Here is a 24,074-nt window from a genome sequence, read left to right as displayed (position 1 = left end):
TTATATTAAAGAAGGAGGAAAATTTCGTGCAAGAACAGCGTGGCACGTATAACGTCAAAGCAGGTTTGGCGGAAATGCTGAAGGGCGGCGTGATTATGGACGTCACCACCCCCGAACAGGCCGCCATTGCCGAACGGGCAGGAGCCGTGGCGGTTATGGCGTTGGAGCGGGTTCCGGCAGATATTCGCAAAGCCGGTGGTGTGGCCCGCATGGCCGACCCGCGCATTGTCAAATCCATTCAAGAGGCCGTATCCATTCCGGTCATGGCTAAGGTACGTATTGGCCATTTTGTGGAAGCACAGGTGCTTGAGGCCCTCGAAGTTGACTACATTGACGAGAGTGAAGTGCTTACTCCGGCCGATGATCAGTATCACATTGACAAGTGGAAGTTTAATGTGCCCTTTGTCTGTGGGGCGCGTGATTTGGGCGAAGCGCTACGGCGTATTGCCGAAGGTGCCGCGATGATTCGCACCAAGGGGGAGCCCGGGACTGGCAACGTGGTTGAGGCGGTTCGGCATTTGCGTGCGGTGAATTCGCAGATTCGCCAGGTGGTGGCCACTCCGGAGCCGGAATTGCCCGACTTGGCCAAGGAATTGCGGGCTCCGTTGGATTTGGTGAAGAAAGTCAAGGAACTGGGCCGGCTCCCGGTGGTGAATTTCAGCGCTGGCGGTGTTGCGACGGCAGCCGATGCAGCGTTGATGATGCAGTTGGGGGCTGACGGTATTTTTGTGGGCTCGGGCGTCTTTAAGTCGGCGAACCCTGAGAAGACGGCGCGAGCCATCGTTCGGGCCACCTTGCACTACAACGACCCCAAAGTTATTGCTGAGGTGTCGACAGATGTTGGGGAAGCCATGCCAGGACTAGAGATGGCGACATTGGAGCCTAAGGATCGTATGCAGGATCGAGGCATCTAATGAGAATTGGAGTACTGGCTATTCAGGGAGACGTGCGTGAGCATCTTCGCCACACGGAGCGGGCTGGTGCCGAAGCCCGTGAAGTTCGCTTGCCCCGCGACTTGGACGACATCAATGGCCTGATTATGCCAGGGGGTGAGAGTACCACCATCGGAATGCTGATGGCGGAGTACGGACTCATTGACGCGCTAAAAGAACGGACCCGCGAAGGCCGCTTCCCCATCTATGGGACGTGCGCGGGACTGATTTTGTTGGCGCGGGATGTCGTCGGCCCGTCGCCGGCGCGTTTGGGCTATGTGGATATTGAGGCTGCCCGGAATGCTTATGGAAGGCAAGTCGCCTCGTTCGAGGTGGGATTGGATATTCCGTGCCTCGGTTCCGAACCATTTCCTGCCGTTTTCATCCGCGCTCCCAAGATCACACGACTAGGGCCTGATGTGACGCCTTTGGCGCGGTATCAGGGCGAGGTGGTCATGGCGGAACAAGGTCCCTACTTGGTGAGCTCATTTCATCCCGAGATGAGCCCTGATATTCGCATTCACGAGTATTTCATCAAGAAAGTGGAAAGCTTAAGTCCCGTTCGCGAGGCGACTTCTTGACTTTCCTATGGCGAGTGGCTATAGTAACGACCAATACTGAATACTGAACGATCGATGACGAAAGAACATGCTTGGGGTTCCGGGTATAGAGAGTCGGTGGTAGGTGAAATCCGACCCCGGGAGCAAGCTTTCCGCTTTCCGAGATTCCAGCGAGGGCTGGCGGTGGCCGCCGATATTGGCTTTGAGTGGGTTAAGCACCAACTGGGGTGGTACCGCGAGAGTTTACTCGTCCCGAGAGATTCGGGACGAGCTTTTTATTGCTTTGGAGGAGGGGTGTGGCATGATTGAGCCTATCCGACCCACCGCCGATGCCGTGGAGATTTTGGATCAGCGGGCGTTGCCTGAAAGGATGCGCTATATTCGATGCACCCGGGCAGATATGGTTGTGGACGCCATCCAATCATTGGCGGTTCGCGGGGCGCCCGCCATCGCCGTGGCAGGGCTATATGGTCTCTGGGTAGAGGCGTTGGCTCTGGCTGGGCATACGAATGGAACGGACGAATTGGAGGCCGCCAAAGACCGGATTCGCAATGCACGGCCCACAGCGGTCAATCTGGCGTGGGCTGTGGATAAAGTGTGGGCAACACGACCCGGCGAGGGAAGCGCGCTAGTCCGTTATTTACGTAGGGAGGCAGATGCTCTCTATCAAGAAGAGTCCCTGCGCAATGAGCGAATGGCACAATTTGGGGCTGCTTTGCTACCACCATCTAGTCGGGTTTTGACTCATTGCAATACCGGGTCCTTGGCCACGATTGGTCTTGGTACGGCCTTGGGCGTCATTCGTCAGGCTTACGCCGATGGGCGGATTGATCAGGTATGGGTCGATGAGACGCGTCCTTTGCTGCAGGGATCGCGGCTTACCGCGTGGGAGTTGGTGCAAGATGGCATTCCGGCGACTCTCATCACGGATAGCATGGCTGCCTCCTTAATGGCTCAAGGGAAGGTGGATGCCGTGTTGGTGGGGGCCGATCGGATCGCGGCTAACGGTGACACGGCTAACAAGATTGGGACCTACGGACTGGCCGTCTTAGCTCACTTTCACCATATCCCGTTCTACGTGGTCGCGCCCTTAAGCACGATTGACCGCACGCTGTCCAGCGGCAACGCTATCCCCATCGAGGAGCGCGCGGCTCATGAGGTGCGGGAGATACGGGGTCAGGCCATCGCACCACGCGACATGCCGGTTTTCAACCCCGCATTCGATGTCACGCCATCGTCTCTGATTTCCGCCATTGTCACGGATACGGGTGTGGCACAAGGGGATTTTGAAACCGGTATCGCGAAACTATTGGAACAAGAAGGGAAGGGAACTCCCGATGCTTGATATTCGCCGGATACGCCAAGAGCCGGATGTAATCCAGAGGCTTCTGGCAAAAAAGGGTGTTGAGGTGGACTTGGGTGAGCTGCTGACGATGGATGAAAGGCGTCGTACTCTGCTTGGGGAGATGGAGAGCTTAAAGGCCGAGCGGAACCGGTCGTCAGAAGAGGTCGCGCGGCGTAAAAAGGCTGGGGAGCCTGCAGAGGAGCTTATCTTGGCCATGCGCAACGTGGGGGAACGTATTCAACGTTTCGAGGCGGATGTACGTGCACTTGATTTGGAAATCGGAAACATTTTGTTGACCATCCCCAACACACCGCTTCCCGAAGTGCCCGACGGCAAATCGGCGGACGACAACGTCAAGGTGCGCAACTGGGGCACTGTCCCCACGTTTGACTTTGAGCCGAAGCCCCATTGGGAGCTTGGCGAGGCGCTCCACGTATTGGATTTCGAACGTGGACGGAAACTCTCGGGTGCTCGCTTTACGGTCTTCTCAGGACGTGGCGCCCAGCTTTCGCGCGCCTTGATTAATTTCATGCTGGATCACAATCGGCGTCGCGGATATGTGGAGATGGCCACTCCCTATCTTGTAAATCGTGACGCCTTGGTGGGCACGGGGCAGTTTCCGAAATTCGAAGAGGACGTGTTTCGGGTTGTTCCTCACGAGTATTATTTAATTCCAACGGCTGAAGTTACATTGACCAACCTCCACCGCGATGAGATCTTGGACGATAAAGATCTCCCTATCAGGTATACGGGGTACACCGCGTCGTTTCGCGCGGAAGCAGGGGCAGCTGGACGCGACACCCGCGGTATCATTCGTCAGCACCAGTTTGACAAGGTGGAGCTGGTCCGTTTTGTGCGTCCCGACGAGTCGGATGTGGCCTTAAACCAGATGGTGGCGGACGCAGAAGATGTGTTGCAACAATTGGGTCTTCCCTACCGGACGGTGTTGTTGTGCGGGGGCGATATGGGCTTTTCGCAAGCCATGACGTATGATATTGAGGTCTGGATGCCAAGCTATGGGCGTTATGTCGAAATTTCATCGTGCAGTAACATGGGGGATTTTCAGGCCCGCCGCGCCAATATTCGCTATCGTCCTGAAGGGTCGAAGAAGACCGAGTTTGTGCACACACTCAATGGGAGCGCTCTCGCGATTGGGCGGACATTTGCCGCCATCTTGGAGAACTTCCAACAGGAGGACGGATCCGTGCGCCTTCCGGATGTGTTGCAACCATATTTTGATGGACCATCCGTATTAAAGATCTAAGCGATGGCAGGCGTTCAAGAAACTGTCTCTTGGCTTTTTCGTGCCTGGCGGTTAAAATATAAAGATGCTGGAGGGGTAGCGTAATTGGTAACGCAGCGGTCTTGAAAACCGCCGCCCTAACAAGGCTTGCAGGTTCGAGTCCTGTCCCCTCCGCCATTTTTGTTCAATTGGCGTAAATGGTGTCCAGTAAACGCCACTTGCTACAGCAAAACAACCTATGGTACCATGGTTCGTGCTGCGGAGGGATACTCAAGTCGGTCGAAGAGGACGGTTTGCTAAACCGTTAGTAGGCTTCAAGCCTAGCGTGGGTTCGAATCCCACTCCCTCCGCCATCTTTTAGAGCTTGTACCAAGAGTTTCATTTGCTCCAGCTTAGACAAGATGTTAAAATCAATTTTGTTGTTGCGCCCGTAGCTCAGTGGATAGAGCGCCTGACTACGAATCAGGAGGCCTTAGGTTCAAATCCTAACGGGCGCACCATTAATTTTTAAGCGGTTTTCTGAAACTCGAACGGAGCCGTTTAGAGGATTCCACTCCGTAACTAACTCGTAACTCCAAGCTGCTCTTTGTGAGCAGAAACACTGAAATAAGCTATCCAATGAGAGGCCGCTTCAACGGGGACGTTGTGGGCGGGCTTTTAATAATTTATAAGGAGAGAGCAAAACTCGACCATCGTCGTCATTAGCCAACCGATCCGGTCTGGACGGGTTATATGACGCCGGACTTTTTGGTCTTCGGTTATGTAATGAAGACGGGGAACTAGGACCCAAGGGAATCCTTTTTCGGCTGCTGAAGACCCGAATCTATTGTTGACACGGGGACTGTAGGACTCGCTGATGGATTGGGTCCGTCGCGAGACCACCATCGTAATCACGCCGCTTCAGGATCCCACCAACTTCCGTTCTCATTGCATTCTGGCCCCGGTAGGCTCAGCCTCTGCCGTGCCGGTATTGGTGGCTGACGAAATAGAAGAGATAGATCCAATATGAGGGCCCTTCATAGCGTTTCCGAATAGCGGGTGGGTCCGGTTGGTGGCGGGGTTCCGTCCCGGCGGTCTTGTGGGCGCGTGCGGCGGCGGGCCGCAGGCGGAAAGCGCTAAGGCGAGTGCAACCAAGGCGAGTGCTGCCGTTGGAGAGGCTTTCCGCATCGATAATCCCTCCTTCCTTGAGCTTCAGTAGTGTTGGTTAACTTCCCCGCGGCCAGAAAAAATATGTCAGGAGCTACAGGAGGCGTGTGGCGTTCACCCAAGACACACCCGTGTTTGCCGCAAAAATGGAGGAGGCTGGCCCACCAGTGGACCAGCCTAATCTCAGAATCCGGGGGTAGTTACCCCACCTTTTCATCGTCGTCCTGATACTCAGCATCGACATGGGTCGAGGCACTCGAAGGCTGGCCTAGTTCTGCCAAGTGACGAAGCGTAAATGCGGCAACGAAAACCCAAAACGTCGCCAAGAGGACAAAAAAGGTGATGGACGCCCAGTGAAAAATCCCGGTTCCCAATGCGTGGTAGAGCAAATCCGTTCCGCCGGCGAATACTCCCAACGGGAAGGTCAACCCCCACCAACCTAAATTAAACGGCAGCGACCGTATCCAAAGATAATAACCACTGATTAGGAAACTGTGCACCATCCACCAAATACCCAGTCCCCACAGAATGAGTGCCGCTAATGTAGCCGCACCTGCGATGCTAGGCGCCAGGTGGGGAAATACCAGAACGCCATCTTTGGCGACCATCATCAGTCCCATGATGCCGGTGCCCAATGTTCCCAGCGTTATCCATGTGGAAATGGCCAATTCGCGTGGGGGCAACTTGTGAACCGCTAACCGTAAGAACAAAGTGCCGAGCAGTAAAAACGCCATCGGGACGCTGAACGCCCATAACACGATGGTTCCGATAAACACATCCTGCTGAAGCGCTAGGTTGGACAAGTGCGGCAGCATCAAGCCACTAGACGCCGCTACAACCTCCGCCGGCACGATTGGCATCAGCCAAACGGCGGTCATGCGCGATAGGTCATGATCGTGACTAATAAACATCAGAAAGGGAATGATGAATACCGAACCTAGCGCAATAAGAGCGTTGACAACCCACAAGACGGAGCCCACATGATAAGCCGACGCGCCAAAAAAGTGCGGGCCCATGTCGAAGAAGCCGTTGACCACGGTGGTCATGGCCATCGGAATGGCGCCAAAAAACATGGACTGCATGGGATGCGTGAAAATGTTCTTAACGCCCTGCGGATCGGTTGCTGCTCTAAGACCCATCAGCACCAACAGCACAGCAACCAGCGCCATGTTGAGAAACCATAAGCCCGTGCCCGCGGTCTGAAGCCACCGAGGTCCGGCCGGCAGCAAATAGGCGTCCAACGCCACAATTCCCGTTCCCATTCCAGCGGTAAACCAGTTCGGCGTGAACCCCTTAACGAGCCGCATTGACGTCACATCCTCTCAATTCCTCAAACTTACGAACGATAGGAGTATGATAAGGGGAAAATACACGGGGTGCGTTTGGTTAATCCTAACGGTCGACCGTGAATTCCGAACACAGGAGGGATATCGGGTGGACCCTCGATTGTTCGTCTTTCTTACGGTGGCGCGCCTCGGTCAGCTCACCCAAGCCAGCAAGCGTCTCAACTTGTCTCCATCCTCGGTGTCATCGCAAATTGCGGCGTTAGAGCGCGACATGGGCGCCACGCTCTTTGTGCGCGGCAGTCGCGGCATGAAGCTCACCGCCAGCGGACGCACGCTGTTTTCAGCCGCCGAACAAATGGAAGCGCTATGGAACAAAACCTCCCGCGACGTGCGGGCAACCCAGGAAGGGGTTTCGCGCGTCCGAATCGCCGCATCCCATACGACGGCGGAGTTGTTCTTGCCACGACCGCTTGGGCGTTTCCGCGCTCAATGGCCGGAGACGCTCATCAATCTGGTCATGACTAACAGTGAGACGGTCCTCGATATGGTCACCGACGGGGCTGTAGATGTTGGCATTATCGAAGGTACGCCGGTTCGCGGCCGCCTACACCACGAGAAGCTTTGGACGGACCAACTGACGTTGATTGTCTCAACCCAGCACCCGTTGGCACACCGGGAATCGGTCTCCATCCCGGATTTGACGGCCCTCGACTGGATCCTTCGGGAGGAGGGATCCGGCACGCGGCGGGTCTTCGAACGGGCTTTGGAGCATGCGGGCTTCGCCGTGAGCGAGCTCAATGTGATGATGCGATTGGCTTCCCTGCGATCGATTCTTGCCATGGTAGCCAACAACATCGGGGTCAGTGTGGTGTCACGGGCTATTTTTGGTGCAGAGGAAATTACCGTGTCGGGTGTTGTTCCAGTCTCCATCGTTGGGCTGGATTTGACCCGTACCCTGGAGGCGGTTCTGCCGGGTGCGAACATCACTACTCGGGTCGAACAGTTACTAGACCAGCTCCGACACGACGCTCGCATCCGACAAAAGGCCTAACATGCATCTCCGGACGTTATTATGCCAGCGGGGACTCCTTTGATCGGGTAAACCAGCCCTTTCTGGGGTGTTGGCATTATTCAATACCAACGTCCGTCGTCACTTTGTTGGCCCACGGGCGGGCCACGTTTTGGCAGGATTAAGAACGTGTTAAGTCGTCCAGCAATCCAGGACCAACGAGTACAATGGGGTCAACAATCATCATCGGGCATGGCCCCATGATGGCCTATATTTTGACCATCAGAAAAGGCAGGGTACAACTTCGTGGAGTCTAATGGCATGGTGAGCCAATGGCTCAGTGCACCAGAGGTACACTTTGTGTTGCAGCCTTTTGTGTCGCTCTCGAGCGCGCAGATTTTGGGCTATGAACTATTGAGCCGGCCGAGCATCGCAGGGGTCAACCTGCCCGTGGAAGAATTTTTCCGCGAAGCGAGCGAAGCGGGATTGGCGGTGCCCGTTGACCGGGTTCTCATCCCCCAGATGGTGGAATTCCTCGATGATACCCACCCGGATGGTCCAGTCTTCGTCAACTTGCATCCTGACTCTCTTCGCCATCCGGCCATTCAGTCACACCTGGAGTCCCGGATAGGCCGCATCGTGCTTGAAGTAACGGAACGCGCTGAGTGGGTCGTGGGCGAAATGGAGACATTTTTGCGCGGATGGCAGAACCAAGGCGGCCGGTTTGCCTTGGATGACTTTGGTAGCGGCTATTCCGGACTCGAAAAGCTGGTATCGGTTCGCCCCGATTACGTCAAGTTGGATGCGCGTTTGGTCCGGGGCGCTGACCGTGATCGGGTTAAGCAGAACGTGATCGAAGCGGTCAGCCAGCTGGCCTCGATTTTGTCCTTTCAGCTCGTGGCAGAAGGGGTGGAGGAGCCCGGCGAACTGGAGACATGCATTCGACTCGGGGTCTCTATAGGTCAAGGCTATTACTTTTGCCCGCCTCGCCCCTGGGAGGAGCGCCCCCAGATTAGCGCCGCGATCGAGCGCGTCATTTTGCAGCAGCACCAAAGACTGCGCGGCGTGGCGACGCCGATCCCCGCGATTTACGACAACTGGGAATATCACGCTGCCCTCATGGATGATCTCATGGAGGCAGCGGATAGCAAGGCTCGCTTGGACTTAATCTGCAAGGCGATCTACCGCACGCTTAAGCCCCATTCCGTGACCGTGATGACCGCTACAGATGAGGGGCTGAAACCATGGGTCAGCGTGGGTCACGCCCATCGTCAGCTGATGTCGTGGGAGAGTCCTTCGTTGGCGCGCCGAGCGTTTATGGACGGTACCCTGGCAATACAGCAACGAATGGAGACAGAAGCATCGGAGAGCGGCAACCAGGGGGAATTAAACCGTCTTTTGGGATCACCACAGTCCGTCGCTATTTTTCCGGTCGGCAGTCCCCCGTGGGGCGTGATTGGCGCGGATTTTCTGCTGCCCCATGCATGGTCCCCCGAACGGCTCAACGTCTTGAAAACCTTCGCCCGATTGGTGAGCTTGGTGGTTGAGCGCGAAGGCCAAACGTCGCAATATCATCGACGGTCGCGTGCCGTTCGCCAACCCGATTGCGATGATCATTGATTGCCCCGTCACGGACAGACACAGGACCTCTCAACCCCATTTGGTGGTATGCCTCCCATTTTCTAGGTTAAAATGGAGCCCGAGAAACTAGCGAGGATGGGAGTGGGAACGGTTATGCGGTGGCAAGCAATAAGGCAGGGCGCGGTGATAGTGGCGGGGATTGGCGCTCTTGCGGCGGTAATGGTGGGGTTAGAACAATTGATGCCGCCAGTTGTGCCAACGGCTCACGCGGCGGCCACCGGTCACCCTGCCCCTGCCCTAAAGCCAGTCCGGACATCAGTTCCGCCTGCGGTTCCAAAACCAAACGCGGAAGGACTCGTTCCGATCTCCTATGGGCCGTCCCTAAGTGCGATCGCCCATATCGCGCAGCAGCTACACTTGAAGATTTGGCTGCCTCGCCAAGGGGTGTCACCGGTCACGTTTCAGGAGAGCTACCGTGATGGCACCCAAGTGGACTTGCTGTACAGCAACATGATTATCATGGAGTCATCACAGACGATACCCTCAACATATCGTCCGTTGGTAACCACACCCACAAGCTTGGCCAACGGCACGTCGGGCCAGTGGGAATGGATTCCAGGCGTTGGCGGTCCTTCCCATCGTTTGATGTTCCAGTTGCAACAAACACGGGTGCGGTTGGAAATGGAAGACGGCGCTCCCTTGCATTCGGCGGTAGCAGTCGCGAATTCCTTCGTTCCGTTGAGCGCCTTGGGCTGAAGATACAAGGGGGAACATCTGTGATTCGATCGGCGATGCCGAAGGATGGGGGTCGGCGATGGCGGCACTCGCCCACGAAAAAAGGTCCAGTATGCCCAGTGCCAACCCGTTTTTTAGCGCGTAGCCCAAGATACGGTGGAAAACATACTCCATTTCTCGCCAGTTTCGTTGAGCGTCCGGATATTATTACCTTGGTGTCCGAAAATGAGGAAGGGCTGATTGACGGCTTCCTCGTTGCCACTCAAGTGCCGCCTCCACCGGTTTATGAGGCGGGGGTTCCTCCTGCTACGTCCATGACTTTTGGGTTAAAGGCGGAACTCGTTGGGATGCTGTCGGCACCGCATTGCTTAATTCGGCTCGGCGTTTGGCGCTTGATCAGTGGGGAGCGGCACAAATGGTGGTCGTGCCAGGGCAGCGTGACCGTCTTAAAAGCCAAATGCTTTCCCATCGCGGGTTTTCCGTGGCTAGTGAATATATGTGAAACCGCTCGACTAAAGTCTCCCCCGTTGGCATTAAAGTGCTAAGAATGATGGCCACGGGATTAATTAGGGACCTGTGGGGGGAAACACGATGACACTGGGACCAGTGGTTCTGGACGGGCCTGTTGTGCGATTGGAACCCACGGTTCTCAGCGTGCCGAGGCTTTATGGAACGTGGCTCAAAAAGACCGGCTGATTTGGTCATGGATGTCCCCGGAACTTGTCGGATTGCGAGACTCTCCACCGCTGGATGAAAGAGGCCATGATGACGACAATCACGCTCGGGTGTAAGCCTTTGCGGTCATCCGCAAGGGTTCCGAATCGGTCGTGGGAAGCACCCGCTATCTCAATGTGTAGACGGGGGACCGGAGGGTGGAGATTGGCTGGACCTGGTATTGCCCAACTGTAGGGGTACGCCGGATGCGAAGAGGTTGCTGCTGAAGCGGGCTTTCGAGCAGTGGGGCGCTCTCGGGGTGGAACTTCGCACCGATGACTGTAATCAATATTCTCAAGCTGCTATGACAAAACTTGGTGCTGTCTATGAGGGGACCTTGCGCGATCATCGTATACGCCCTGACGGCAGTCTCCGACATACTATGGTCTATGGCATCGTACCCGAAGAGTGGCCGGCCATCGAAGTGCGGCTCAACGCCCGTATCACGGCGAGCATCGGCTGATTACCGCTATCTCCGGCATTGACATAGGCACTCGAAGTCGGTTCAATGGTCTGGGGGGATGCCAATGAATTCCAAATTGGTCGAGACACGGTATGGAAAAGTGGAAGGGATAGAGCAGGACGGGGTTTTGGTCTGGAAGAATGTTCCCTTTGCCAGCGTACAGGGCCGGTTTCAACCACCGAAGCCACCGGTTGCCTGGACCGGCGTACGGGACGCGTCCGCCTTTGGGCCGGTATGTACTCAGACACCAGCTCCGGGGGTCTTTTCTCAAGACCAGGCGAACTATCAAAGTGAAGACTGTTTGAACCTCAATATTTGGTCGCCACGTGTTGATGGTGCCCCGCGTCCAGTGCTGGTATGGATACACGGGGGCGCTTTTGTCTTTGGCAGCGGTCAGTCCGCATGGTATGAGGGTACGTCCTTCGCGCGCCGGGGTAACATGGTCGTGGTGACTATCAACTACCGTTTGGGGCCCTTTGGCTTCTTGTATCTCGATCGCCTCGCGGGTCCGGACTATGCTGGCTCAGGCAACGTGGCATTTTTGGATCAGCAGGCGGCGCTCGCGTGGGTTCGGGAAAATATCCGTGCTTTTGGCGGGGATCCGGAACGCATTACGGTGGCGGGTCAATCCGCCGGCAGTATGAGCGTGGGCACATTGTTGGCTATGCCCTCCGCCCGACAGCATATCGACCGGGCGATTATGCAGAGCGGGGCACCCTTCTTTAAGACGGCGGACGAGGCGGATCGCATCACCCAGCACTTTCTTGGCCATCTCCAGCTAACGCCCGAGCAATGGCCTCAGCTGCTGGAACTACCCACCGAGCGGCTGCTTATGGCGCAAGGCAAATTAGAACAAGAGATATCGCTCCCGTGGGGGCCGGTTGTGGACCAGGTGGTGATCTCGCAACCACTAGAACTGGCGATTGATGCCGGAGATACGGCGGGCATTCCGTTGTTGATTGGAACCACCCGCGATGAGTTTAATTTATGGGGCGCGATGAATCCGGCTTGGAGGAGTATGCCAAGCGAGCAGATGATCGCGGTCTTTGAGCACGTGGCTGGTGGACCGTTGGATGAGCGGCTCCGGGATTATTACGTGGCGGGGAAGTCGGGCATAGATCTCTTTCAAGGTTTGATGGCATTAGCCACGGATCGCATCTTCTGGTATCCCAGTGAGCGGGTTGCCGAGCGTCAATCCCGTGTGGCGCCCGTGTGGGCTTATCGGTTTGATTGGCCCAGCCAAATCTCCGGGGGTGTGCTAGGCGCTTGCCATGCTATCGAGATTCCTTTCGTGTTCAACACCATTGATGTGCCGGGGGGTGCAGCGCTAACCGGCCAGTCGCCCAATCGGCAAGCAATTGCAGATGCGATGCATCAAGCCTGGATAGCGTATGTCCACGGCCAAAATCCTGTTGCCGAGTCGCTCCCCATTTGGCCCCCCTATCGCCCCGACGACCGTCAAACGATGATATTTGATGTTGAGAGCCATCTGATGCGTGACCCTAAGCGGGCTGAACGGGAGGTCTGGGACGCCTTGTTGTCATCTAAGGGGCCGGTTAACTGAAGCGTGGTGGGTATCCTAGAGGAAACCGTACACGAAAGGCGTCCGAAATGCGATATCTGAAGTGGCTTATCATCGCCGCGGCCGTTTTGGTGCTGGCGTTGACCAATCCAACCATGAGCCAATATTCGACGTGGGCAGTCCAAATGATTGAAGCCCATGCCGGAGGCTTGGTGGGCACCTTGTCGACGTTGTTCTCCGGCACCATTGAACACGCCGTGGCGGCCAATACCGTGCGCCACAACTATGGGGTTTTCAGCCTCTATCGTACCGCCGCGCTGGGGCACAGTTTTACGGTATTGGGCCTCTTCAATCACTTCATTCTGCTCTCCCATCATTAAAATCGGGGGCGGGATCCTGGCAGGAAACGCTCGTGTTGGCAACGAACCCTTTCGTACCTTGACAAGGAAGGGTGAGCCCATGAAAGCCTTAACATTGGCGGAACCCGGTCGCGTGGAATACCAGGACGTGGCCGACCCCGAAATTTTGGATTCCACCGACGTTCTGTTGCGGGTGACGCACTCGGCCATTTGCGGCTCGGATTTGCATGCCTATCACGGCCGTATTCAGGGCATTGAGCCGGGCGTTCCCATTGGCCATGAGTATGTGGGGATTGTCGATGCCCTCGGAAAAGACGTACACAACGTAGCTTTAGGCGATCGGGTGACAGGCTCCTTTTTTGTGGCTTGTGGCCACTGTTGGGCGTGTCGCCGCGGCTACTTTTCGCAATGTGCGGTCGTCGCCCTATTTGGATTTGGTCGCCGTCTCGGAGGGCTGGCAGGTACTCAGGCGGAGCGGGTTCGCGTTCCTCACGCCGATACCACGCTGATAAAGCTGCCAGACAATGTGCCTAGTGAAACGGGGCTTCTGGTTGGAGATATCCTCTCTACCGCCTATTTCGTCGTGGACCGCGCCCAGGTGCGGCCTGGCGACAGTGTGTGCGTCGTGGGCGCTGGCCCCGTTGGGCTTCTATGTGTGGAGATGGCCTTCATTTTTGGCGCCGCGGAAGTCTTCTCAGTGGATTTGGTCGCCTCTCGTTTGCAACAGGCCGAAGCGTTGGGAGCGCGGCCGATCATAGGCGGTGCGGATGCCGCACGGCAAATTCGACGCATGACGCAGGGGCGAGGCGCCGATGCGGTCATCGAGGCGGTGGGGTCGGCAGAGGCCTTAAAAGTGGCCATGCAGGCCGCACGCGGATTTGCGACGGTCTCGGCTGCCGGCGTCTACACCGAGAGTGCTCTTCCCATCTCGATGGGGCGTGCGTTTTCCCAAGATCTCACCATCCGGGCTGGGATGGCCAATGTGCCGGCCGTTTTTGGGGCGGTGATGGCGCTGTTAAGTCAAGGACGGCTTCATCCAGAGCATATTTTCAGCCATCAGTTGCCGTTGGCGGACGGAGCGCAAGGGTATCACTTGTTTGACCAGCACCAAGCTACTAAGGTCGTTCTGACCGTCGGACCGTAACGCTTGCGAGCTCCCGGTGTTGAGCTGGGAACTTTTTGGGCCTCCTGTTGTTGACACCTGGGGAGGCCTGCAGTATGGTCAATGTGTACCACATGTAATGGTACACGCGGGACGGAGGTGTACGCATGTGGTTTCAGGTTGATCCGCGGTCGTCAACCCCCATTTATCAGCAGGTGGTCGATGGGATTAAGGCAGCCATCGCCAAAGGATTGCTGCAAAGCGGCGACAAGGTGCCGTCTGTTCGGGAACTCGCCACGCTCATGACCCTGAACCACAATACGGTGGCCAAAGGGTACCAAGAGCTCGAGCGGGCGCATGTCATCGAAGTGGTGCGGGGGCGCGGCACATTTGTCGCCTCCCCTGGGCCTCCGCCGGACCGCGGCCGGCGCATTGAGACCATGAAAGAGGCCATGGTTCAGATGATGATTGAGGCGCATCACTTGCAACTCACGGACCATGAGCTCTTAGAGATGTTTCAGGAAGTCCAAGCGCGGTGGCGACGGGATCGAGGAGGTAACGGCGATGAGTGACATGGCGGTGGTCATGCGGGATGTGTCAAAGGCTTTCCGCGGCGTGCCGGCTTTAACGAAGGTCACGTGGCATGTTCGGCGCGGCAGCGTGCACGGCCTGATCGGAGCCAACGGAGCCGGCAAGACCACGATGCTGCGGTTGGCGTTGGGAGTCCTTTGGCCGGATGTGGGAGACATTTCGGTATTGGACGAGCAACTGGCCCGGGAAAACGCGGCCATCCGCCAACGGGTGCATTATGTGGCATCGGGCCGCCCTTTAGTGCCTAGTTTCCGTGTGGAGGAGTGGGTGCGCTACGCGAGCCTCTTGTACCAAGCATGGGACCAAGCGCTGTGCAACCGACTGCTCAAGGCCCTTGAGCTAAAGGCTGGAGCCACCATTCGCCATCTCTCCAGCGGCCAGCAGACGAGTCTACAGCTCGCTGTGGCGATTGCCTCCCACCCGCAATTGATGCTTCTGGATGAGCCCACCAACGGGCTAGACGTGGTGGTTAAACGCCAGATGCTGCAATTTATCATCGACATGGCGGCCGACCAGGGCACCACGCTGGTGATTGCGACCCACAATATCGAAGACATCGAACGCTTGGCGGATACAGTGTCCATCCTCTATCGCGGCCGGATGATTGTTGAAGAGGAACTCGAAACGTTGAAGGGATCCATGCACCGGTTACAGGTGGTGATGGCCGATTGGCGGCCAGGACTGCTGGAAGACGGACGCATCATCGCCGTAGAGCGGCATGGTCGTACGGCGGTAATCACCGTTCAAGGGCCGGCGGAACCCATGAAAGAGTACTTTAGGGCGGTCGGTGCCGACAACGTCGAGTGTCTGGACTTGGATCTCACCGAGATTTTTCGCGTCATTCTGGCGAAGGAGGGGTATAGCCGTGAAGCGCTCAACTGGGAGTCGCTCTGACCGTTCCGCCCTCTGGTATCGCGAATGGCGGGTCAACCGCAGCTTATATGTGGTCGCCCCATTTCTCATGGCGGCACCGTGGTTGCTGGAGTTTTATACCGCAACCCACCCTTGGACCCGATATACGATGATGTTTATACGAGGAATTATGTTGCGTGTGACGTATCCTAATGAATTTCGTGGGTGGGATTATATTATCGCCGGATTGCTGGGAGTTGCGGTGTTGTGGCGCGATCGGTCCCGTCTTGCGGCGCTATTGGATGGACCGGTGCCGAGGCGTCCTGCTCTTCGAATCAAGACCCAATTCGTTTTAGGATCGGTTTTCGCCGGGTGGCTTTTAGAACTGGGCGTGCTCCTGGTAATGGGGATCATCTCGGGGTTCCACGATTGGAGTGCATTTTCGCGGTACATGGCGCTAATCGGCATTTCCCAGTTGGTCTTGGCTTCCGCGGCCTTGACGGCATCAGTGATGGCTGGAAACTTGCTTTTCGCTCTCACGGGAGCAGCCGTCATCATCCTCGGTCCGCTGGTGATCGGGAGCGCTGTTATGGCAGTCGGCTCCATCATAGGACCGGGTTCGGTCACGATGGCGGGAGCGAGTTCGTTGCTCGACCACGTCTCTCCGTTCGCGTACGGATTTAGTCCCACGTTGGCTTTAGCCTATATTCCCGTTTACACGGCGGAATGTGTCGCCCTATGGGGCCTGGCTTTTCGCTGGTGGTCATCCGCTCCTTGGGAGATGTTTTCGGAGCCGCTCCTATTTTCAGGGGCCTGGAATGTCGTGTACGGGATCCTAGCCGCGCTGACGGGCGGAACCGTGACCCTGTTCTTCAGGCCTGCGTCGTCCCCGCAGTTCGGCTCCATTGCCGTTTTTGCCCTCTCCGCAGTGGTTGCCTGGTTTGTTTGGCGTGCGCTGTTCCAGCGCTTTCGGATGGGGGAGGTGGCGACACGGTGACCCCGAATAGCCTTCCATCACGCGCTGCGCTCTATCGTGAATGGCGCGTCAATCGCACCCTCTATATCGTGGCGTTTTTCGCGGCGATAGTGCCTTGGATTCTTCAGTGGCAGGGGCTGATGCAGATCGCCCGCATCAAACCGTTCTTCGCATCCAGCTTAGTTACGGAATATGCCGGGGCTGGAGCTGCCCCCCAGGCCGTCGTTGCGCTTCTGTTGGCGCTCGCCATTTTTCTCAATGATTGGGGACGCGGTCGACTGTCGTTTGTGCTGGAAGGGCCCTTGTCGCGAACCGACATACTTCAAGCGAAAATGTGGTGGGCCGGGCTTACGGTGGTGGCGGGATCCCTGGCGGCGGCGCTGACGGTCTCTTTAGGAAGCCTGTCCCTCGGGGAGCCGGGTGCGTATGGCAAGATTGCATCCACGCTGCTCCTGGTCGTGGGGATTCGCCTAGCAATGGTCGCAAGCGGACTTGCGGTGTCATCCGCCATCGGCAATCTAGTTTATGGGATTTTGGCTGCTCTCTTGGTCGCGGGTGTGCCGGGTTTAGTCGGGAACATGGCCAGCTTCGTCGCCACACTGTGTTATGGACCTAATGTTGCGATCAATTTCTGGCCCCCCTGGCTTGAGATGACCATCAACGGGGTTCAACATTTTGAGCCACTGGCGACTTCCGTCGCCTGGCGAGCCGGTTCCTGGAGGGATCTGGCTGGTTATCTCGTCTGGATCCTCATCCTTGGTGGATTGTCGTTCCGGTGGTTCAAGCGGGCGCCGTATGAACGCTTGCGGGATCCGTTTTTCTTTCGTTGGATGTGGAATTTGGTCTATGCCTTTTGGGCCTGGTGGACTGCCACGGTGACCATGGCACTATCCCGTACCACGGCGTCTCCCCATTTGGGATCAGTGGTTCTCTGGATTGGCGTGTTTGTTGTGGGCTTCTTCATTTGGCGCATGGTGATTGTGGCGATAGGCTCGTTTCGAATGAAAGGGCTGGGAGGAAGATTCTATGGAAGCAATGGACGTCATGGATGATGCGGTCATTCAATTTGACCATGTGACGAAACAATATGGAAAGGTCAAGGCGGTGGACGACCTCTCCTTTGAGGTGCGGCGCGGGGAAATCTGTGGATTTCTCGGCCCTAACGGCGCGGGCAAGACCACCAGTCTTCGTATGCTATTGGGATTAGTTCGCCCGACGACGGGACGCATCCGCATTCATGGGATTGATGTGAATGAAGACACGAGTTCGGCGCTTGCCGGCGTGGGCGCCATCATTGAGGAGTCCCATTTCTATCCCTATCTAACGGGAGAACAAAATCTACGCCAGGTTTTGCGGCTGCGGGGACTCTCCACGTCGACGGAGGTTATCGGTGCCCGGCTTGCCGAGGTGGGCCTTCGCGAGGTCGCCAATCGCCGCGTCAAGGGGTATTCCCTCGGCATGCGTCAACGTTTGGCGCTGGCGTTAGCCATGTTGCAGGAACCCGATATCTTAGTGCTGGACGAGCCCATGAACGGTCTCGACCCGGCGGCCATGCGCGAGTTTCGGCTGCATTTACAGCGGCTGCAACAATCGGGTGTAACGATTCTGCTTTCCAGCCACATTCTCTCGGAGGTAGAACAGTTGGCCACCCGCATGGTGTTTATCAATCATGGCCGGGCCGTGGGCATGGAGGAAACACATCACGACAGGTCTGTCGAGGTCCTTGTGCGGGCACGCGATGAGGCCGCATTAATGACCCACCTCGCCAATCTGGAGCATGCCGCCCGCCGGATTTCCGACGGCGGGGCGGTCGTGGCCTTGGCGCATCCCAATGACGTGTCCGGACTGATTCGCACTCTGGTCGAAGCCCAGGTTGATCTCTTGGAAGTCCGCCCATATCGGGAGAATCTTGAGGCGCAGTATCTTGCTCGGATTAACAATGAATCCCAAGACACAAATATCGCAATGGAGGGAACAGCCCATGTCGGATCGTAAGGGTCTCTTTGCTGCCTTATACCGCAATGAAGTAGAAAAACTGCTCGCGCATCGCGGCCGCATGCTACTGGTGGCTTTCCTCGTCATCGTGGTAGGCGGTAGCCTATTGATGCTTCACGGTCAAGCGTCTCAACGGCATATGATGGCGGTCAACCTTCGATCGGCGGAAAGGCAGGTAAGAGCGGACCGTCAACAGTTGAAGATGGCCACCGGGAGAGCCAAGTCGGCCGTGGAGCAGCAACTGACGTCGGACGAGAAAACGCTTCAGGAAATGAAACAACAAGTCCAGCCGACTAATGAAGTCGTGCAGCTCAAGCAATTGAAAGCAGGACTGAAAAGTATCCCGGTTGCCGACCGTGGCAGTACCCTGGAACAGATCGCGACGACGCAGTATATGGTGGGCCATGGGCTAACCCGTTACAATCCCCGCACCGAAACCGCATTCCGACTGGACGGGCAGGTACTGGGCGGGATAACGCTTTTGGTTTTCGCCTTGCTGGCGGTGGGGATTGGCGGCGATCGAGTGTCGCAGGAGTTGGAAGGCGGCACTTGGGGCGTTTTACTCTTGCACGCACCAGCCCGCCGGAAAATCTATCTCGCCAAGCTGTCGGCTTCGCTAAGCATTCTTTGGGGATTTATCGTCTCCTCGGCTCTGGGATTCTTTGTTCTCGGCAGCCTCTTTTTTGGCATCGGATCACCCATGGTTCCACATGTGGTTGGGCTTCATCTGGGATTTCAGCCGGGAACGGTGCCTCCCCAATTGACCGTTTTGGGCAGCAAATTTCATATTCTTCCGCAGTGGCAGTATGATTTAGCCGCACTGGGGTTGGCGATGCTTGCACTGGGGGTGTTGACGTCAATCGCGGTGGGGCTTTCCATGGCTTTTGGGTCCACCATTTTCGCCTTCATCGTGGGGGCCGTATTGGTGATAAGCGGATTGTTCGCAGAGCATGCCGGGGCATGGGCCGTCATCGACCCGACCACCCATTTGGTCCTGATGGAGGACTGGACCGGTGCTCTGGCCTTTCAGACAGGCATTCCCTGGCTATCCTTGGGTACGGGTCTCGCTGTCGTTGGGGCATGGGCCCTCGCCTCCGTAGCATTTGGGATTCTGTGGTCCCGGCGGCTTGATGTGTAGCGTTCCAGGACGGCTCTCGAAGCGGCGTCGGTATGTTACCATGAGAAGCAATAGGGAGGCTGCTTCATCATGGCTCGTGACAAAGAGGATAAGGGAAAATTTCGGGTATTGGCATCGCTCGGACAAATGCTGGGGCTGACAGGCGATGCTTTCGTTAATGCGATGAAAGAAGCCGTCTGGGTGCCCGGGGGAGTCGACCAATTGGCGGACTTGATTGTCCGCACGTTGAGCCCGGATGAAGTAGCCCGGCTGATTCAGGAACTACCGGACGTGGCGGAAGTGATGGCGCTGATTGGCCGGCTGTTGATTGCCCTCAACGACCGGCCCGATCGCGAGGCGCTGGGTCGGTCTGTGATTCAGCGCGCACGGCAACTAGGACCGGAGGCGGTCAAGTTTTTGTCTCCCTACTCTTGGTATCCGCCGGTCGACCAAATTCAGGAGATACTGGTTTCGCCGTATCGGCTTCATGCCGCCTCGCTGATGATGCGGATGCGTTGGGGCGGTCCCTATGAAGGCATCGAAGCGATTTGGCTTCTGCGATTTTCCGCGGGCGCGATCGGGGAGGCCTATTTTGTGACCGATTCCGAACAGCAGGATGTATTCAAGGATATGGTTTGGAAGACGCTCACCATGGATGAGGCGTTAAGTCTTTTGACGTTGGTGGGGATGGTGCAATCAGCCGTTAACAACCGTTTCCCGTTTGACGGCATGGTGGGCGTGGGCCTTTGGATGGTGCTGGCTGGCGGGCGGGAGGTGAAGCCGTGGATTGATGGCTCCTATCTTCTCGAGAACGAAATTCTCACTCCGCTTGAGGTTGCGATGGCCTACGAAAACGCCCGCAACAACGCTGATTATGCGGCGTGCTACGACATGCTGATGGACGAAGCACGGCCCACGGATATCCTCGACTATATTGCGGCGCAGGAGCGGGACCAAGCCCAGACAGGGGATCTTTGGCGACTTCAAGGCGAAATACTGGACGAGTCGTCGGATGCCGTGCGTGTGGCTCTTCACGGGTGGTATCGTCCCGATGAGGAGGAGCTTGTCGAGCGTGTCACGACAGCTCTGTTGCGGCGCGATTCCCAGGGCTACTGGCGCATTGCGGCCATGTCAGTGTCTGAGGAGGGGCCGGTCAACGACGCGGATTTAGCCCAATATCTTGCGATGAACCCGCGGTATTTTGCCCTGGCTCCGGTCGAGGATATGGACGCGTTGGCGGAGTTGCTCCCCGGGCCATCCTCTTTGCAGCAGCAACCGGGGGTGTTTCATTTCTCCCAGGGTATGGAATTTGACTATCGACGCTCATTCGATATCGGGTCGGCCAACGACATGGAATGGACCTTGATGGCTGACGAACCCCAATTTCTTTTGATCTTCGCCCGCGATGAGGTCAGTTTGAGGCGGGAACTGGCACGTCTAGAGCACGAGCAGGCCATTGGCCAGCCCGATCGTCTCGGCGTGGTAGACTTGCCCGGCCAAGAGGCGATGCAGGATGCCGCCGAAGAGGGCGTGGACGCGCTCTATGACGTCATGGAAGAGGGCGAATAAGCGGGGAGGGACTCAAGCGTCCCGCTCCCCAGCGAGATAGTGTTGATATTGGTCCCTCAGGGCTCGCTTGAGGAACTTTCCCACCGTGGTTTTTGGCACCTCATCGATGTAGAGGATGTCGTCGGGCAACTGCCATTTGGCAAATTTTTGGGCTAACAGTGCCAGCAACTCCTCTTTAGACGCCGTGGCCCCCTCCTTCAATACCACGAAGGCCAAGGGCCGCTCGTCCCATTTAGGGTGAGGGACGCCCACAACGGCCGCTTCGAAGACGGCGGGGTGGGACATGAGGGCGTTCTCCAAGTCGACGGACGAGATCCATTCTCCGCCGCTCTTAATGACATCCCGGGTTCGGTCGACGATGTGAATGTAGCCATTTTTATCAATGGTGGCGACATCGCCGGTATGCAGCCAGCCATCGACAAAAGCTTCTTCGCTGCGTGCATCGCGATAATACTCATCGGCAATCCAGGGGCCCTGAAGACACATCTCTCCAGCCGATTCGCCATCCCAGGGGACTTCCTGCCCGTCGCGCTCCAACCGAACGGTGAGGCCCGGCACCAACAAGCCTTGGGATGCTTTCGCGGCCATCTTCTCTTGGTCTGACGCGGGTACCAGAGCCCTCTTGAGGCGGGCAACGCTGGCAATGGGGCTGGTCTCCGTCATGCCATAGGCGTGGACAAAGGGGATGTGAAATTCTTCCTCGAACCGGCGTATGAGTCCTTCAGGAGCGGCCGAGCCGCCACACACCGCCTCGCGGAGAAAAAGCCGTTCACCGGTCTGTTCCAGAACCCGGGACAATCCGAGCCAGACCGTTGGCACACCGGCGGCGACGGTAACCTTTTCGTCTTTCATCAAATCCACTAAATCTCTTGGCGTAGGCGCGGGACCGGGAAGCACAATTTTTGCCCCATACCAAAGGGCGGCAAACGGCAGTCCCCAGGCATTGACGTGAAACATGGGGACGACGGGCAACACTGCGTCCTCCATGGAGAGTCCCATGGTGTTGGCCAGGCCAAGCGTCAGGCTGTGCAGGTAGATGCCGCGGTGGGTGTAGACGACGCCTTTGGGGTTTCCGGTTGTGGCGGAGGTGTAACACATGCCCAGCGGGTGATTCTCGTCCAGATCCGGATACGATGACATCGGGGTGGCTTGTTGAATTGCCGCCTCGTAATCGAGGGCGCCGGGAACATCCGGAAGCTGCCCTGGGCCGCTGAACAAAAACGCTTTGACAGTCTTAAGTTGCGGTGCCAAAGGCGCTAAGATTGGCCACAGGGTACGGTCTACAACCAGGACGCGGTCTTCCGCATGGTTGATAATATAGGCGATTTGCTCGGGTGCCAAGCGGATGTTGATGGTGTGGAGCACGGCACCCATGGCAGGAACCCCAAAGTAGGCTTCCAGATGGACGTGGTCATTCCATAAAAACGTGCCCACGCGATCCCCCAACCCTACCCCCAACGAAGAGAGGGCCCCGGACAGCCGGCGCGTCCGTTCCGCATATTCGGCATAGCTAAAACGGTAGGTATTATCATAGCCCCGTGAGACGATTTCCTCCGACGGGAAATAGGTTTCCGCGTATTCGAAGAGATGTCGCAATAAGAGCGGGGTTTTCATCATATGAGGACGCCTCCATTGGAGCAACATTATTTCTTGCATGGTAACACAGAAAATTTAGGCGTTGGTGTTGGGGAGGGAATTTTTTCTCCGTGTGTCGAAGGATGAATTAGGTGATCGCATGGCAACGCGTACTTTTGATCCTCTGGGGTTTCGGGCCCGGGTCGGCCCGGTCTGGTTTCTGGCCGCGGCCACCCTTTCGCAGACGGGAATGTCGTTTGTACAGCAAGGGATTGTGGTCATGGGCGTCTATTTCGCCGCTCTGTACCGCTTATCGTTGGCCCAAATGGGCTTGGTTACGACGGCGCTGTCACTGGGCGTGATGGTCTCTATGGTTGTGATGGGGGCGGCCGCGGATCGCGTGGGACCGCGGCGCTTGCTTTTTGGGGGAGCGTTGGCGATGTCCTTCTTCTCCCTGGGCCTCTTGGTTGTACGGGGATTTTACGGCGTGCTGGCGCTCTTGTTCTTTCTTGGCATTGCTCTGGCCATCGCGCCGGCCTCAGGAACCAAGGCGGTATTTACCGCTTTTCGCGACAGACCGCGTGGTATGGTGATGGGCATCCGGCAAACCGGCGTTCCGATTGGCGCGTTGCTGGCAGCCAGTCTTTTGCCGCGCATCGTAGATTCCGATGGATTCAACACCGTCTTTTGGGTGTTTTCAGCCGAGTTGTTGATTTTGGGCTGGGTTTTCGCCTCTCTCATGCTTCCGTGGCCCAAGCGACCTTTGGCTGCCGCGTCAAAGGGTTTTGATTGGCGTCTTTTGGCGTCTGTCTGGCGTCCCTGTTTGGTCGCCATTCTCCTCGTGTCCGGACAATATTTGGTTTTGGGATTCACGCTTAGTGATCTGCATGCGGTTCACCACCTGACATTAGCCAGGGCAGGATTGGTGTTAGCCGCGGCGCAACTGGGCGGCGGTATCGGGCGCGTGGTGACCGGCATTATCAGCGATCGGATCGGTGGACGCCGGCCGCCAGTCATTGTCGCCTGTGCAGTGACGGCCGCCGTTATGGCGTTTGTCGTGGCATGGTTGCCGGACCACACCCCGTTCGTGCTGTTGCTGGGAATCTGGCTGGTGTTCGGGGCCGGCGCCGTGGGGTGGAATGCGCTCACCATGACATGGGCGGGGGAGTCCGTACCTGCCCAAAATTCCGGATTTGCCATGAGCAGTGTGGGAACCTCCGCCTTTCTGGGCTCGGCCATTTTCCCTCCCTTGTTTGGTGCCTTCGTGGATGCTACGGGCCATTACAATTGGGGATGGGCGCTATTGGGCGTGGTTCTTCTCACCGCCGCCCTGTTGACATGGATTTTTTCCCGCTCGTCGACGTCGCCGTCCCTGACCCGCAGTGGCTGAGTTCTTCGGCCT

The 24,074-nt window shown here is 57.0% G+C and carries 21 protein-coding genes and 3 tRNA genes; 22 read left to right on the top strand and 2 right to left on the bottom strand.

Annotated elements, in window-relative coordinates; all coding sequences use genetic code 11:
- Positions 1-26 precede the first annotated feature (26 nt).
- From pdxS to HIJ39_RS00840, 7 genes are all read left to right on the top strand, one after another.
- Positions 27-914, top strand: a complete 888-nt coding sequence (gene pdxS / locus HIJ39_RS00870) for a pyridoxal 5'-phosphate synthase lyase subunit PdxS (RefSeq protein ID WP_338055031.1) — start codon at positions 27-29, stop codon at positions 912-914.
- Positions 914-1,513, top strand: coding sequence for a pyridoxal 5'-phosphate synthase glutaminase subunit PdxT (pdxT, locus tag HIJ39_RS00865; protein ID WP_169095726.1), 600 nt, complete (start codon positions 914-916; stop codon positions 1,511-1,513). Before pdxS ends, pdxT begins: the two co-directional genes overlap by 1 nt.
- Positions 1,514-1,796: 283 nt before the next feature.
- Positions 1,797-2,837 (top strand): S-methyl-5-thioribose-1-phosphate isomerase, encoded by a 1,041-nt coding sequence (gene mtnA / locus HIJ39_RS00860; RefSeq protein WP_420824553.1) that lies wholly within the window; start codon positions 1,797-1,799, stop codon positions 2,835-2,837.
- On the top strand, positions 2,830-4,101 hold the full coding sequence (gene serS, locus HIJ39_RS00855) for a serine--tRNA ligase (RefSeq protein WP_169095722.1): 1,272 nt from the start codon (positions 2,830-2,832) through the stop codon (positions 4,099-4,101). The genes mtnA and serS overlap by 8 nt, the downstream gene beginning before the upstream one ends.
- 69 nt (positions 4,102-4,170) lie before the next feature.
- A tRNA-Ser gene (locus tag HIJ39_RS00850) sits at positions 4,171-4,257 on the top strand.
- A gap of 83 nt (positions 4,258-4,340) precedes the next feature.
- Positions 4,341-4,433, top strand: a tRNA-Ser gene (locus HIJ39_RS00845).
- A 71-nt stretch (positions 4,434-4,504) separates the two neighbouring features.
- Positions 4,505-4,580: transfer RNA gene (locus HIJ39_RS00840), tRNA-Arg, on the top strand.
- An 846-nt stretch (positions 4,581-5,426) separates the two neighbouring features.
- Here the strand turns inward: HIJ39_RS00840 and HIJ39_RS00835 are convergent.
- Positions 5,427-6,533 (bottom strand): SLAC1 family transporter, encoded by a 1,107-nt coding sequence (locus HIJ39_RS00835; protein WP_169095720.1) that lies wholly within the window; start codon positions 6,531-6,533, stop codon positions 5,427-5,429.
- Between the two features lie 127 nt (positions 6,534-6,660).
- On the opposite strand from HIJ39_RS00835, the gene HIJ39_RS00830 reads away from it, so the two are divergent.
- From HIJ39_RS00830 to HIJ39_RS00765, 14 genes are all read left to right on the top strand, one after another.
- Positions 6,661-7,563 carry a LysR substrate-binding domain-containing protein gene (locus HIJ39_RS00830; RefSeq protein WP_169095718.1) on the top strand — a complete coding sequence of 301 codons (903 nt, stop codon included), beginning with the start codon at positions 6,661-6,663 and terminating at the stop codon, positions 7,561-7,563.
- A 279-nt stretch (positions 7,564-7,842) separates the two neighbouring features.
- A complete protein-coding gene (locus HIJ39_RS00825) occupies positions 7,843-9,141 on the top strand; it encodes an EAL domain-containing protein (protein ID WP_169095716.1) in 1,299 nt (432 codons plus the stop codon).
- A gap of 114 nt (positions 9,142-9,255) precedes the next feature.
- Positions 9,256-9,858, top strand: coding sequence for a hypothetical protein (locus HIJ39_RS00820; RefSeq protein ID WP_169095714.1), 603 nt, complete (start codon positions 9,256-9,258; stop codon positions 9,856-9,858).
- A gap of 910 nt (positions 9,859-10,768) precedes the next feature.
- Positions 10,769-11,014, top strand: a complete 246-nt coding sequence (locus HIJ39_RS00815; RefSeq protein WP_169095712.1) for a GNAT family N-acetyltransferase — start codon at positions 10,769-10,771, stop codon at positions 11,012-11,014.
- 64 nt (positions 11,015-11,078) lie between these two features.
- A complete protein-coding gene (locus HIJ39_RS00810) occupies positions 11,079-12,578 on the top strand; it encodes a carboxylesterase/lipase family protein (RefSeq protein ID WP_169095710.1) in 1,500 nt (499 codons plus the stop codon).
- 47 nt (positions 12,579-12,625) lie between these two features.
- On the top strand, positions 12,626-12,916 hold the full coding sequence (locus HIJ39_RS00805; RefSeq protein WP_169095708.1) for a DUF4359 domain-containing protein: 291 nt from the start codon (positions 12,626-12,628) through the stop codon (positions 12,914-12,916).
- A gap of 79 nt (positions 12,917-12,995) precedes the next feature.
- Positions 12,996-14,039 carry an alcohol dehydrogenase catalytic domain-containing protein gene (locus tag HIJ39_RS00800; protein ID WP_169095706.1) on the top strand — a complete coding sequence of 348 codons (1,044 nt, stop codon included), beginning with the start codon at positions 12,996-12,998 and terminating at the stop codon, positions 14,037-14,039.
- A gap of 125 nt (positions 14,040-14,164) precedes the next feature.
- The gene (locus HIJ39_RS00795) at positions 14,165-14,569 is read left to right on the top strand and encodes a GntR family transcriptional regulator (RefSeq protein ID WP_169095704.1); all 405 of its coding nucleotides are present in this window, start codon (positions 14,165-14,167) and stop codon (positions 14,567-14,569) included.
- The gene (locus HIJ39_RS00790; protein ID WP_169095702.1) at positions 14,562-15,482 is read left to right on the top strand and encodes an ABC transporter ATP-binding protein; all 921 of its coding nucleotides are present in this window, start codon (positions 14,562-14,564) and stop codon (positions 15,480-15,482) included. Before HIJ39_RS00795 ends, HIJ39_RS00790 begins: the two co-directional genes overlap by 8 nt.
- A complete protein-coding gene (locus HIJ39_RS00785; protein ID WP_169095700.1) occupies positions 15,454-16,437 on the top strand; it encodes a hypothetical protein in 984 nt (327 codons plus the stop codon). Before HIJ39_RS00790 ends, HIJ39_RS00785 begins: the two co-directional genes overlap by 29 nt.
- The gene (locus HIJ39_RS00780) at positions 16,434-17,468 is read left to right on the top strand and encodes a hypothetical protein (RefSeq protein WP_169095698.1); all 1,035 of its coding nucleotides are present in this window, start codon (positions 16,434-16,436) and stop codon (positions 17,466-17,468) included. Before HIJ39_RS00785 ends, HIJ39_RS00780 begins: the two co-directional genes overlap by 4 nt.
- A complete protein-coding gene (locus tag HIJ39_RS00775; RefSeq protein ID WP_169095696.1) occupies positions 17,443-18,411 on the top strand; it encodes an ABC transporter ATP-binding protein in 969 nt (322 codons plus the stop codon). Before HIJ39_RS00780 ends, HIJ39_RS00775 begins: the two co-directional genes overlap by 26 nt.
- Positions 18,398-19,549: an ABC transporter permease subunit gene (locus tag HIJ39_RS00770; protein ID WP_169095694.1), complete on the top strand. Its 1,152-nt coding sequence runs from the start codon at positions 18,398-18,400 to the stop codon at positions 19,547-19,549. Before HIJ39_RS00775 ends, HIJ39_RS00770 begins: the two co-directional genes overlap by 14 nt.
- Positions 19,550-19,618: 69 nt before the next feature.
- Positions 19,619-21,097 carry a hypothetical protein gene (locus HIJ39_RS00765; protein WP_169095692.1) on the top strand — a complete coding sequence of 493 codons (1,479 nt, stop codon included), beginning with the start codon at positions 19,619-19,621 and terminating at the stop codon, positions 21,095-21,097.
- A 12-nt stretch (positions 21,098-21,109) separates the two neighbouring features.
- Here HIJ39_RS00765 and HIJ39_RS00760 read toward each other — a convergent pair whose 3' ends face one another.
- Positions 21,110-22,714, bottom strand: coding sequence for a long-chain fatty acid--CoA ligase (locus HIJ39_RS00760; RefSeq protein WP_169095690.1), 1,605 nt, complete (start codon positions 22,712-22,714; stop codon positions 21,110-21,112).
- Positions 22,715-22,832: 118 nt separating this feature from the next.
- On the opposite strand from HIJ39_RS00760, the gene HIJ39_RS00755 reads away from it, so the two are divergent.
- Positions 22,833-24,062, top strand: coding sequence for an MFS transporter (locus HIJ39_RS00755; protein ID WP_169095688.1), 1,230 nt, complete (start codon positions 22,833-22,835; stop codon positions 24,060-24,062).
- Positions 24,063-24,074 lie beyond the last annotated feature (12 nt).

It is taken from the genome of Sulfobacillus harzensis (assembly GCF_012933365.1).
Taxonomy (GTDB): Bacteria; Bacillota; Sulfobacillia; order Sulfobacillales; family Sulfobacillaceae; genus Sulfobacillus_B; species Sulfobacillus_B harzensis.
The sequence above is the reverse complement of the archived record's forward strand: the minus strand, read 5'-3'. Positions and strand labels throughout refer to the sequence as shown.